Genomic DNA, 12,187 nt, shown 5'->3' on the forward strand with positions numbered 1-12,187 from the left:
ACGAAGCGGCTCAGTCGCTGCGCTCCTTCACTCCTCATGCCGGCACCGTCACGAGGGTGATGGGCATCGCCGAGTCCGCAGGCAGATCCAGCTTGCTCGGAGCCACTCCCGCCGCGACGAGGTGGGAACCGAGTGCCGCGACCATCGCGCCGTTGTCGGTGCAGAGCTTGGGGCGCGGCACCCGGACCGTGATCCCGTGCTTGACCGCGCGCTCCTCGGCGAGGAGTCGCAGGCGGGAGTTGGCGGCGACACCACCACCGATGACCAATGTGGAGACTCCGTTGGCGAGGCACGCGTCGATCGCCTTGCGGGTCAGCACGTCGCAGACCGCCTCCTGGAACGAAGCGGCCACATCGTTGACCGGCACCGGCTCCCCGCTGCGTTCGCGAGCCTCGACCCACCGCGCGACCGCCGTCTTCAGCCCCGAGAAGGAGAAGTCGAACCGGTGCTCCACCATGTCCCGCGGCATCGTCAGCCCGCGCGGGAACGCGATCGAGACCTTGTCGCCCTCGCGAGCGGCCCGATCGATGTAGGGGCCGCCGGGGAACGGCAGTCCGAGCAGCCGGGCCACCTTGTCGAAGGCCTCACCGGCCGCATCGTCGATCGTCGAGCCGAGCGGCGTCACCCCGTGCGCCAGGTCCTCGACGAGCAGCAGCGACGAGTGCCCGCCGGAGACGAGCAGCGCGATCGCGGGCTCGGGCAGCGGCCCGTGCTCCAGGGTGTCGACGGCGACGTGCGCGGCGAGGTGGTTCACGCCGTAGATCGGCTTCTCCGCCGCGAGTGCCAGGCCCTTCGCCGCCGCGACGCCGACGAGCAGCGCGCCTGCGAGGCCGGGACCTGCGGTGACGGCGATGGCGTCGATGTCGGCGAGCGTCACCCCGGCGTCGGAGAGCGCCCGGCGGATCGTCGGGACCATCGCCTCCAGGTGGGCGCGGCTCGCCACCTCGGGCACCACGCCGCCGAAGCGGGCGTGTTGATCCACACTGGACGCGAGCGCGTCGCCGAGCAGGGTGTGCCCCCGCACGATGCCCACGCCCGTCTCGTCGCAGCTCGTCTCGATCCCCAGGACCAGTGGCTCAGTTGTCACGCGACATCACCCATGCGTCAGTGTTGCTTGGCTGGTAATAACCCTTGCGTACTCCGATGAGCTCGAAACCGAAGCTCAGGTACAGCTTCTGTGCCCCCGTGTTGTCGGCGGCCACCTCCAGCAGCGTCTGGCGGGTCCCCGCTCGCCGGGCGTGCTCGATCAGCGCCTCGACGAGCATTCGCCCGATCCCTCGGCGCTGGGCGTCGCGGCGTACGGCGACGTTGTTGATCCACGCCTCGTCCGGCGGGCTGACGGCGAGTCCGGCATAGCCGAGCAGCTCCTCGTCCTCCACCGCGGCGAGGTAGAGGTGCCCGTTGGCGAGCTCGTTCCAGAACATCGGCGCGCTCCACCGCTCCTCGCCGAAGAGATCGGTCTCGATCGGCAGCACGTCCTCGATCTGCCACCAGCGCAGGCGCTGCAGTCTCATAGCACCGTCTTGCGCGCGCTCGGCTCGACGGCGTCCGGCCGTCGCAGATAGAGCGGCTGCAGCGTCTCGGTCGGGGCCGCGGCGCGCACCCGAGCAGCGGCGCCACGGGCAAGTTCCAACGCCGACGGGTACGCCGAACCCGCCCCGACGGGTAGGCCCAGCTGGTCGGCGTACCGGACGGCGCCCTCGCCGACCGCGCTCGCCGCGCCGAACTGGCTGACGGTGACCCCGACGGTGGCCGGGTTGTCCACGCTGGGACCGTGCAGCCGCACCCCGTCGCGGTAGACGGCCCAGTAGACCTCCTTGCGCCGTGCATCCGTCGCCACCAGCAACGGCACAGCACCCGCCAGCGCGCCCAGCCCGTCGAGCGAGCACACCCCGTAGGTCGGGATCCCCAGCGTGTCGGCCATGACGACGGCGGTGACGAGACCGACCCGCAGGCCGGTGAAAGGGCCGGGGCCGAGGCCGGCGACGATCGCGGCCAGGTCGCGCGGCTTGGCGCCCGCCTCGGCGAGGGCCGCGTCGATTCCCGGCGCGAGCTGCTCGCCGTGCGCCTTGCCGTCGATGGTGACCCGCTCGGCGAGGAGCGTGACCGAGGTCGGCGCTATCTCCACCACGGCTGCGGTGATGGCCGGCGTCGACGTGTCGAGAACGAGGATGAGCACACGGCCAGGATATCTGTGGCGAATCGGCCCGAATAATCGGTTGCCCGCTGTCATATGATCTCGTAACGTCAGAATCGTGCCCCGCCCCTTACCCCTTCCTGACCCCGGCGTGCCCGACAGCAGATCAGCGCTGCGATTCCTCTTCTGGTTGGTGCGGCAGCAGTGGCGCACGCTCATCATCGGCATGGGCTTCGGGATCGCGTGGATGGTGGCGCAGGCGCTGTGGCCCTACACGATCGGCCGCGCGATCGACCTGGGCGTGCGCGGTGAGGACACCCGCTCACTGATCATCTGGGCGACGGCGTTCTTCCTGCTCAACGCGGTGATGGCGGCGTCGGGCATCATGCGGCACCGGTTCGCCGTCTACAACTACCTCAACGCTTCCTACCGGGTCATCCAGCTCACGGTGAATTCGGCCAACAAGCTCGGTGCGACGCTGCCCAAGCGGATCGCGGCCGGCGAGGTCATCAGCATCGGCAACTCCGACGTCAACCACATCGGCGGCGCGATCGACATCATGCTGCGGGGTTCCGGCGCGGTCGTCTCGCTCGTCGTCGTCTCGGTCATCCTGCTCAACATGTCGTGGCTGCTCGGACTGGTCGTGCTCATCGGCGTACCCGTGATGATGTCGGCGGTCGGGCTCCTGATCAAACCGCTGCACGTGCGGCAGGCCGCCTACCGGGAGCAGCAGGGCAAGCTGATGAGCCAGGCGAGTGACATCGTCGCCGGGCTCCGGGTGCTGCGCGGGGTCGGCGGCGAGTCGGTCTTCTCCGGGCGCTACTTCTCCCAGTCGCAGGACCTGCGCAACGCCGGTGTCCGGGTCGGCAAGGTCGACGCCCTGCTCGAATCGGCCCAGGTGCTGCTGCCGGGGCTGTTCCTGGCGCTGGTCACCTGGCTCGGCGCGCGGTTCACCATGTCCGGCGCGATCGAGCTGTGGCAGTTCATCGCGCTCTACGGGTACGCGGCCTTCCTCGTCATCCCGCTGCGCACGATCGTCGAGGCGACCGACAAGATCACTCGCGGTCACGTCGCCGCGCGGCGGATGGTGCGCCTGCTCCGGCTGGAGCCCGAGATCACCGATCCGGCGGAGCCCGCGGAGCTGCCCGCGGGCGGTTTCGAGCTGCACGACCCGGCGTCCGGGCTGACCCTGCCGGGTGGACGCTTCACCGTGCTCGCCGCGTCGGCTCCCGAGGACGCGACGGAGATCATCGAGCGGCTGGGGCGGTACGTCGACTCCGACGTCATCGCCCGCCCCTTCGTCCGCCTGCCGAGCCAGGGCGGCCGACCGGCACCGGCTCCAGACCGGATGACACCAACTCTTGAAGAGTTGCGGCTGGTGGAGAGCGTCCGGCGGGAGGGTGCACTGCTGTCGGAGGTGCGCGAGCAGGTGCGGGTCGAGGAGAGGCAGGCCGAGGAGGTGGCTGGTGGCGTACCCCTCCGGTTGGTCGGACGGCGCACCCTGCGTGAGCTGATCCTCGTGACCGACAACGACGGCCAGATCTTCGCCGGGCCGCTGCGCGCGGAGCTGGACCCGACCGATCGCGCGACCGACTCCCAGATCTGGGCGGCGCTCGCCGCCGCCAGCGCGACCGACGTGGTCGAGGCGCTGCCCGAAGGGCTCGACGCGGTCGTCGCCGAGCGCGGCCGGGAGTTCTCCGGCGGCCAGCAGCAGCGGCTCCGGCTGACGAGATCACTGCTCACCGGGGTGCCGACGCTGCTCATGATCGAGCCGACCAGCGCCGTCGACGCGCACACCGAGGCCCGGATCGCGGGCCGGATCGGCGACTACCGGCAGGGCTTGACCACGCTCGTCGCCTCCACCAGCCCGCTGATGCTCGACCGCGCCGACCACGTGATCTACGTGGAGGACGGTGCGGTCGTCGCCGAGGGCACGCACCGCGAACTGCTGCGCACCGAACCGCGATACCGCGCGACGGTCACCCGAGCGGAGGACTGACCACGATGAGGGAGATCCTTCCCATCGCGGACGGCAAGGCTGTCCGCGCCTATGCCGTCAAGCTGATCCGCACCCACCGGCGCGGTCTGGGCTGGACCGTCGGCCTGCACAGCCTCGCCGCCATCGCGATGCTCGCCGGACCCAACCTGCTCGGCCGGATCATCGACAGCGTCAGCCACCCCGGCGGCACCACCGGCCGGGTCGACCTGCTCGCGCTGCTGCTCGTCGCATCGATCGCCCTGCACGCGTTCATCATCCGATTCGCCGTCTACCAGGGCGCCAAGACCGGTGAGCACATGCTCGCCGACGTGCGCGAGGAGTTCGTCGACCGCGTCCTGGCCGTGCCGCTCTCCACCGTGGAGAAGGCCGGCACCGGCGACCTGATGGGGCGGGTCTCCCGAGACGTCGGCTCCCTCAACCACAGCGTGCGGCGGGGAGTGCCGGAGATCTTCGTCGCCGTCGTCACCGCGCTGCTCTCAGCCGCCGCGCTGATCCTGGTCAGCCCGCTGATGACGCTGCCGTTCCTGCTCGGCATGCCGCTCGTCGTCGCCTCCTGCCGCTGGTACCTGCGCCGCGCCACCCCCGGCTACCTGCGGGAGAACGCCGCCTACGCCGACATCACCGACTCGCTCTCCGAGACCGTCGAGGGTGCGCGGACCACCGAATCGCTCGGCTACGGCACGCGGCGGCGCACGGACATCGACAGGAAGATCGCCGGATCGTACGCCGCCGAGCGCTACACGCTGGGTCTGCGGACGCGCCTGTTCCCCTTCTTCGACGCCGGGTTCGCCGTCTCGATCACCGCGACGATCCTCTTCGGCGGCTACTTCTACTACCGCGGCTGGGTCTCGATCGGCCAGGTCGCCGCCGCCGTCACCTACACCCAGCAGCTCGTCTGGCCGATCGAGCGGATGCTCAACTGGCTCGACGAGCTCCAGGTCGGCGGTGCCGCGCTCGCCCGGCTCATCGGCGTCGGCCTCGTCGCCGACGAACGCAGCGACTCCGGACTGCGACCCGGTGACGAGCCGCTGCGCGCCACCGATGTCCGCTACTCCTACGTGGCCGGCCGTGAGGTGCTGCACGGGGTGTCGCTGCAGCTCAAGGCGGGGGAGCGGCTCGCCATGGTCGGCCCGTCCGGCGCTGGCAAGTCGACGCTGGGCCGGCTGCTCGCCGGGATCCACCCGCCCACGCAGGGCCGCGTCACCGTCGGCGGCGCGGACATGTCGGCGCTGCCGCTCGCGGTCCGCCGCAGCGAGGTCGCCCTCGTCACCCAGGAGCACCACGTCTTCCTCGGCACCCTCCGCGACAACCTGCTGCTCGCCCTGCCCACGGCGGCCGACGAGGAGCTGTGGGCGGCGCTGCGCGCGGTCGACCTCGACGGGTGGGTCGCCGGGCTGCCGGAGGGGCTCGACACCGAGGTCGGATCGGGCGGCTTCACCGTGCCGCCCGCGCAGGCACAGCAGCTCGCGCTCGCCCGGCTGGTGCTGGCGGACCCGCACACGCTCGTGCTCGACGAGGCGACCTCGCTGATCGATCCGCGGGCGGCCCGACACCTGGAGCGTTCGCTGGCGGCGGTGCTCTCGGGGCGTACGGTGATCGCGATCGCGCACCGGCTCTTCTCCGCCCACGACGCGGACCGGGTCGCGGTGATCGAGGACGGCCGGATCGCGGAGCTCGGTTCGCACGACGAGCTGGTCGCGGCCGACGGTTCCTATGCCGCGTTGTGGCGTTCCTGGAACGCGTAGCCTGCTTTGGGGCGCGGCCCTGTCACGTTTTGCAGCAAAGCGTGGCCATTTCGCTCCGCGAGGCCACGCTTTGCTGCAAACGTGACAGGAGGCGGGACGGACGCCGATATCGTTGACCATGTTGTGACAGACATGCTGCTCAGCGTCGTGATCGCGGTTCACGGAGTCGAGGACTACCTCAAGGAGTGCCTCGACTCGATCCTCTGCGACCTGCGCACGGATGTCGAGGTGATCGCCGTCGACGACGCCTCGCCCGACGGCTGCCCGGCCCTGCTCGACTCCTATGCCGACCCCCGCCTCCGCGTGATCCACCTGACCGCCAACGTCGGGCTCGGTCCCGCCCGCAACGTCGGGCTCGACGCCGCCCGGGGCCGCTACGTCTGGTTCGTCGACTCCGACGACTGGCTGCCCGCAGGGGCCGTCGCCGAGGTGCGAGCGGCGCTCTCCACCGAGCCGGACGTACTCCTCATCGACCACGACCGGGTCTCCCCGCGCGGCATCCACCGGCCCAGCCAGACCTCGGCCGTGCTGCGCGAGGCGATCGGCTCGGTCACGGTCGCGGACCAGCCCTCGCTGCTGCGCGCGCACACGACCGCCTGGAACAAGGTCGTCCGCCGCTCACTGCTCGCGGAGGCCGGGCTTCGTTTCCCACCCGGCTGGTACGAGGACCTGCCCTACTCCCAGCCGCTGCTCCTCGCCGCGCGGCGGATCGAGGTGCTGGACCGGGTCTGCTACCACTACCGGACCAGGGCCAGCGGGGCGATCACGAGGACGGCGAGTGACCGCCAGTTCGAGGTGTTCGGGCAGTACGACCTGCTCTTCGCGAAGCTCCGGCCGCAGGACGAGCAATTTCGGGGCCTGCTGTGCGAGCTGATGGTCAACCAGCTCCTGGTGATGCTGGGCAGCCCCGAGCGGGTCGCGGCCGACCGCCGCCACGCGTTCTTCCGCGAGATCGTCGCGGTGACGCGTCGGCATGCCCCGGCGAGCGGCTATCCGATCCCGCCGGGCGTCATCGGCGCGAAGCACCGAATGGTCGCCTGGAACGCGTACCCCGCCTACGCCGCGTCCCGCCACATCTTCCGCGCCCTGAAGTCGAAGCCCTGACGCATTCCGCGCCCCGCCCTCTTCGCGCCCCACCATAATTCGCGTTGATCAAGGGAAGACTCGCCATCCGGGGTGTCCGATTCGCGGCGAGTCTTCCCTTGATCAACGCGAATTTAAGGGCGGGTGGGGGTTAGCCCAGGGGGTCGGTTAGGAGTTGCTCGAAGGCTAGCTCTGCCGCGCCGATCAGGGAGGCGTCGTCGCCCAGGCCGGGCGTACGCAGGCGGACGTGCTCGCGGCAGGCGGGGAGGGCCATCGTGTTCAGGCGGGTCCGGACCTGTGCCGCGGCTGCCAGATAGACGTCCCGCAGCCCGCCGCCGAAAATGATCATCTCGGGGTTGAAGATGTTGACAAGGTTGGCAACGCCGAAGCCGAGCCAGTCGCCGACGTGGCGGACGCCCTCCTTCGCCTCGATGTCGCCCCGGGCGGCGGCGTCGATGACGGTGAGGACCGCGTCGTGGCCGAAGTGCCCGTGCCGCCCCGACTCCCGCAGCAGCGCCGCCTCGCCGATCTCGGTCTCCCAGCAGCCACGGGAGCCGCAACCGCAGCCGTGCCCGCCCGGCCGGACCACCATGTGGCCGACCTCGCCGCCGTAGCCGCCGTGGCCCGTCACCCGTCGGCCGCCCGCGATGATCCCGGCGCCGACACCGACGTCGCCGTAGAGGTAGATGATGTTGTCGCAGCCCACGGCGGCACCCCGGACGTGCTCGGCGAGAGCGGCCAGGTCTGCCGCGTTGCCCACGGAGATCGGATGGTCCACCGGCAGGGAACCGCGCAGGGCGGCACCCAGCGGTTCGTCCACCCAGCCGAGGTTGGGGCCGAGGCGGACCAGGCCGTCGACACGGCGTACCAATCCGCTGACCGCGACCCCGGCCCCGACGCACACGGAGTTGGCCGCGACCCCGCGGTGCATCTGCGTCACCAGGTCCGCGATCGGGCCGATCGTGTCGGCGGCCGTGACCACACCCCGGTCGTGCGGCGCCTCGCGCCGGTCCAGCACCACGCCGCCGAGGCCGATCCGGGCCGCGCGGACCCGGTCGACCTCGATGGAGAAGGCGTAGGCGTAGACCCGCTCCGACTCCGGCCGGACGACCGGGGAGGGCCGTCCGGCCCGACCGGTCTCCCGCGGAGCGCCCTCGCTGACCAGCCCGGCGTTGGCCAGGTCGGTCGCGAGGGCGCCGATCGTCGAGCGGTTGAGCCCCATCGCGGTGGTGATCTCGGCCCGGGAACTCGGTCCGTGCGCGTGCACGTACCGCAGCAGGGCACCGAGGTTCTGCCGCCGGATCTCCTCCTGGCTGGGGGCTGCTGGCATGGCGACTATGACACTCCAGAGTGGATGGTCGTGGCGGTCAGCGTGTGACGACGGCGCGACGGCGGGACAGCGCGTCGACACCGGCCGCCAGCAGCAGCACCGTGCCGGTGATTATGTACTTGGTGCTGGCGTTCTGGTTGAGCAGGGCCATACCGTTGATGATCACAGCGATCACCATGCCGCCGAGCACTGCGTCGATCATCCGACCGCGACCGCCGAAAAGGCTGGTCCCGCCGATGACCGCGGCGCCCACGGCGTAGAGCAGCACGTTGCTGCCACCGGTGTTGGAGTCGACCGAGCTGTCGTGCCCGGCCGCGACGATGCCGCCGACCGCGGCCATTCCGGAGCAGATGACGAACGCCGAGATCTTGATGCGGTCGACGTTGATGCCGGCCCGCCGGGCCGCCTCGGCGTTGCCGCCGACGGCGTAGATGTGCCGGCCGTACGCGGTGCGCCGGAGCACGAAGGTCCAGACGATGAGCATGACGCCGATCACCGGAACGATCACCGGAACACCCTTGACCGTGGCGAAGAGCGGGTTGGCGGCGCGCTCCAGGGTGAGTACCCAGGCGAGGAAGGTGATCATCGCGCCGACGGTGACGATCCGGGCGACCACGACGCTGATGGGGTCGGTGGTGACGCCGCGCCGGTTGCGCCGCATCCAGCGGATCAGCTCGATCGCGGTGAAACCGACGATGACGACGACCGCCAGCACCCAGCTCAGGAGCGGGGTCATGTTGCGGTTGCCGATCCCGACGATCACCTCGTCGCGGATGGAGATGTTGGTGCCCTCCTTGAGCAGCGCCAGACCGACGCCCTGGAAGGCGAGGAAGGCTGCCAGGGTCACCACGAACGAGGGGATCCCCATCTTCGCCACGAGCAGTCCGAGGATCAGGCCGATCACCGTGCCGGTCACGATCGCGGCGAGGCAGGCGGCGTACCAGGGCCAGCCGTGGTTGGTCAGGGTGACGCCGAGGACCGCCGCGCAGACGCCGCTGGCGAAGCCGGCCGACAGGTCGATCTCGCCGATCAGCAGGACGAAGACGAGGCCCATCGCGATGATGGTGACCTGCGCGCCCTGGGTGAAGAGGTTGGCGATGTTGCCCGGGCTGAAGAAGACCGGTCGCACGATGCCGAAGACGGTGCAGAGGACGACGAGTCCGAGGACCGCCGGCAGCGAGCCCATCTCGCCGCCGCGAACGCGGGCCCAGTAGTTGAGGAGGTGGTCTTTCACTGGCCGTCTCCGTTCAAGACCTCGGCGGGCAGGCCGAGGTTGCCGCTGCGTCCAGACGTGATGAGCTCGACGATCTGGGAGTGGGTGACATCGGTCGTGTTGACCTGGGCGACCATCTGCCCCAGGTAGAGCGCGGCGATCCGGTCGGAGACCGCGAAGACGTCGTTGAGGTTGTGCGAGATCAGCACGACGGCGAGGCCGTTGTCGGCGAGCCGGCGGACCAGCTCCAGCACCTGGGCGGTCTGCGCGACACCGAGGGCGGCGGTGGGCTCGTCGAGGATGACCAGCTTGCTGTTCCACAGCACGGCCTTGGCGATCGCCACCGTCTGGCGCTGACCGCCGGAGAGGCTGGCGACCTGCTGGCGGATCGACTTCACCGTCCGCACGGAGAGGCTGGCCAGCGTCTGCGTGGCCATCTCCTCCATGGTGGCGTCGTCGAGGATGATGCCGCCGACGGCCTTCTTCTCCCGGCCGAGGAACATGTTGGAGACGATGTCCAGGTTGTCGCAGAGCGCGAGGTCCTGGTAAACGATCTCGACCCCGAGGTTGGCGGCGTCCCGGGGGTTGCCCACGGAGACCTGCTTGCCCTCGAAGAGGTACTCGCCCGAGTCGCTCGGGTAGATCCCGCCGATGCACTTGACCAGCGTGGATTTTCCGGCGCCGTTGTCGCCGACGAGTGCGGTGACGCTGCCGGCTTCAGCGGTGAAGGCGACATCGCGCAGGACATGGACGGGACCGAAGCTCTTGTTGATCCCGCGCAGTTCGAGGAGGGGTGTGGACACTCGGGTGCTCCTAGGGGTGGGGTCACCAGTCTGATGCGGGGTGCCGTCGAGACGGCACCCCGCATCAGGGTTGATCAGATTAGGCGACGCCGGCCTTGGTGCAGAGCGCGGCGAAGTCGGCGGTGCACAGCTCGGCCTTGGTGACGTAGCCGTCGGCGACGACATCCTTCACCGAGTCGAAGAAGATCGCCTTCGGGATGAGCAGGACGGCGGGGACATCACGCTTGCCCTCGCTGTCGTTCACCGTCTGGGTGGTCGACTTCTTCTCGCCCTTGGCGAGACCGATCGCCAGCTCGGCGGTCGCGTCGGCCTCCTGCTTGACGGCCTTGTAGACGGTCATGCACTGGTCGCCGGCGAGGATGTTCTGCAGGCCCTGCACGGTGGCGTCCTGGCCGGTGACCGGGACCTTGCCGTTCAGCTTCTGCTTCTTGAGGACCGCGATGGCCGCGTTGCCGAGGCCGTCATTGGCGGCGAGAACGCCACCGATCTTCGGCTGAGCGGTGAGCATCTGCTCGAAGATCTTGCCACCCTCGGTGTTGTCCCAACCGGGAACCGGCGTGACCGGGCCCTTCACGTAGTCGCCGGAGGCGTACTTCGGGTCGAGGACCGACTCGGCACCCTTGCGGAACAGGGTGGCGTTGTTGTCGGTCGGGGAACCGGCGAGCTGCGCGATGATCGGCTTGGTGACAGCCTTCTCGGTCAGGCACTTGCCGAGGCCCTCACCCTGCAGCTTGCCAACGGACTCGTTGTCGAAGCTGACGTAGTACGAGGCCGAGCCGCCCAGGGTCAGGCGGTCGTAGTCGATGGTGGGGATGCCCTGCGCCTTCGCCTTGTCCAGGACGGCCTTGCCGGTACCCGAGTCCAGGTTGACGATGACGAGGACGGTCACGCCATTGGTGATCATCTGGTCGGCGATCGTCTGGAACTGGGCCTTGTCACCCTGGGCGTTCTGGATGTCGTAGGCGATGTTCGCGGACTTGAACGCCGCCTCGAGGTACTTGCGGTCAGCGGTCTCCCAGCGGGCAGAGGACTTGCTGTCCGGCAGGATGACGCCGATCTTGGGGGTCTTGGCGGCGGGCGTGCCGGTGTCGTCGGAGTCGCCACAGGCGGCGAGGCCCCCGAGGAGCAGCGCTCCGGTAGCAGCGATGGTGAGGAGCCTACGCATCGGTGCAGGTCCTTTCGAGTGAAGGGGTGTGTTGCCGGGAAAGAGAGCCGCGCGCCTTCCGGAAGCGCGCGGTTCAGATAAGTGAGACCGGTCACTCGCTTGTTTGTTGTGTCCGGCAACGTATTGCCCAGCCGGGGGTTTGCGCAAGCCTAGAGTTTGTTGGTGGGGATAACAATTTAGAAACGTGCCCGCAACCAGGCGTTGGGGAGATCGCTTTCTACCTCGGAATTACCCTTTGGCGATCTCCGCGACGGTTGCGGCGGTGAGTCGGACGAGCGCCTCCGGTGCGAGCCGGACCTGGAGCCCGCGCCGCCCGGCCGAGACGAAGATCTGATCCGCGTCGAGGGCCGAGGCATCGATGACCGTCGTCAGCTTCGTACGCTGTCCGAGCGGGCTGATGCCGCCCCGCACGTAACCGGTCGCCTTCTCGGCCGCGGCCCGCTCGGCGAGGGCTCCCTTCTTGCCGCCCACGGCCGAGGCGAGCGCCTTGAGGTCCAGCTCGCCGGTGACGGGCACGACGGCGACGGTGAGCGCGCCGTCCACGGTCGTGATCAGTGTCTTGAAGACCCGGGCCGGGTCGGCGCCGATCGCCTCGGCGACGACGGCACCGTAATTCGGGGTCTCCGGGGAGACCTCATAGGTATGCAGCGAGTGCTCGACCTTCTGCTTGCTGAGCAGGACGGTCGCAGGGGTTCCGTTGGCCACGGACCCG

General features: G+C 69.7%; 11 protein-coding genes. 3 read left to right on the top strand and 8 right to left on the bottom strand.

Annotated elements, in window-relative coordinates; genetic code table 11:
- Window positions 1-34: 34 nt before the first annotated feature.
- From tsaD to tsaB, 3 genes are read right to left on the bottom strand one after another with little or no spacing between them, the layout of a single operon-like run.
- Window positions 35-1,087, bottom strand: coding sequence for a tRNA (adenosine(37)-N6)-threonylcarbamoyltransferase complex transferase subunit TsaD (gene tsaD / locus F4553_RS24460; protein ID WP_184839658.1), 1,053 nt, complete (start codon window positions 1,085-1,087; stop codon window positions 35-37).
- Window positions 1,077-1,514: a ribosomal protein S18-alanine N-acetyltransferase gene (gene rimI / locus F4553_RS24465; RefSeq protein ID WP_184839660.1), complete on the bottom strand. Its 438-nt coding sequence runs from the start codon at window positions 1,512-1,514 to the stop codon at window positions 1,077-1,079. Before rimI ends, tsaD begins: the two co-directional genes overlap by 11 nt.
- Window positions 1,511-2,179 carry a tRNA (adenosine(37)-N6)-threonylcarbamoyltransferase complex dimerization subunit type 1 TsaB gene (gene tsaB / locus F4553_RS24470; RefSeq protein ID WP_184839662.1) on the bottom strand — a complete coding sequence of 223 codons (669 nt, stop codon included), beginning with the start codon at window positions 2,177-2,179 and terminating at the stop codon, window positions 1,511-1,513. The genes rimI and tsaB overlap by 4 nt, the downstream gene beginning before the upstream one ends.
- A 76-nt stretch (window positions 2,180-2,255) precedes the next feature.
- Between tsaB and F4553_RS24475 the strand changes: the two genes are divergently transcribed.
- The 3 genes from F4553_RS24475 (at window position 2,256) to F4553_RS24485 (ending at window position 6,985) form a co-directional block, all read left to right on the top strand.
- Window positions 2,256-4,136 carry an ABC transporter transmembrane domain-containing protein gene (locus tag F4553_RS24475; protein WP_184839664.1) on the top strand — a complete coding sequence of 627 codons (1,881 nt, stop codon included), beginning with the start codon at window positions 2,256-2,258 and terminating at the stop codon, window positions 4,134-4,136.
- 5 nt (window positions 4,137-4,141) lie between these two features.
- Complete coding sequence (locus F4553_RS24480) at window positions 4,142-5,881, top strand: ABC transporter ATP-binding protein (RefSeq protein WP_184839666.1); 1,740 nt, start codon at window positions 4,142-4,144, stop codon at window positions 5,879-5,881.
- Window positions 5,882-6,013: 132 nt separating this feature from the next.
- Window positions 6,014-6,985 carry a glycosyltransferase family 2 protein gene (locus tag F4553_RS24485; protein WP_246467362.1) on the top strand — a complete coding sequence of 324 codons (972 nt, stop codon included), beginning with the start codon at window positions 6,014-6,016 and terminating at the stop codon, window positions 6,983-6,985.
- A 130-nt stretch (window positions 6,986-7,115) separates the two neighbouring features.
- On the opposite strand, the gene F4553_RS24490 is transcribed toward F4553_RS24485, so the two are convergent.
- The 5 genes from F4553_RS24490 to ybaK all read right to left on the bottom strand — a co-directional run bounded on the left by F4553_RS24490 (window position 7,116) and on the right by ybaK (window position 12,180).
- Window positions 7,116-8,294 carry an ROK family transcriptional regulator gene (locus F4553_RS24490; RefSeq protein ID WP_184839670.1) on the bottom strand — a complete coding sequence of 393 codons (1,179 nt, stop codon included), beginning with the start codon at window positions 8,292-8,294 and terminating at the stop codon, window positions 7,116-7,118.
- Between the two features lie 37 nt (window positions 8,295-8,331).
- Window positions 8,332-9,480, bottom strand: a complete 1,149-nt coding sequence (locus tag F4553_RS24495) for a sugar ABC transporter permease (protein WP_184841161.1) — start codon at window positions 9,478-9,480, stop codon at window positions 8,332-8,334.
- Window positions 9,481-9,524: 44 nt separating this feature from the next.
- A complete protein-coding gene (locus tag F4553_RS24500) occupies window positions 9,525-10,310 on the bottom strand; it encodes an ATP-binding cassette domain-containing protein (RefSeq protein WP_312875334.1) in 786 nt (261 codons plus the stop codon).
- A gap of 79 nt (window positions 10,311-10,389) precedes the next feature.
- The gene (locus F4553_RS24505) at window positions 10,390-11,475 is read right to left on the bottom strand and encodes a sugar ABC transporter substrate-binding protein (RefSeq protein ID WP_184839675.1); all 1,086 of its coding nucleotides are present in this window, start codon (window positions 11,473-11,475) and stop codon (window positions 10,390-10,392) included.
- A gap of 228 nt (window positions 11,476-11,703) precedes the next feature.
- Window positions 11,704-12,180, bottom strand: a complete 477-nt coding sequence (ybaK, locus tag F4553_RS24510) for a Cys-tRNA(Pro) deacylase (protein WP_184839677.1) — start codon at window positions 12,178-12,180, stop codon at window positions 11,704-11,706.
- Window positions 12,181-12,187 lie beyond the last annotated feature (7 nt).

Source organism: Allocatelliglobosispora scoriae (genome assembly GCF_014204945.1).
GTDB lineage: Bacteria > Actinomycetota > Actinomycetes > Mycobacteriales > Micromonosporaceae > Allocatelliglobosispora > Allocatelliglobosispora scoriae.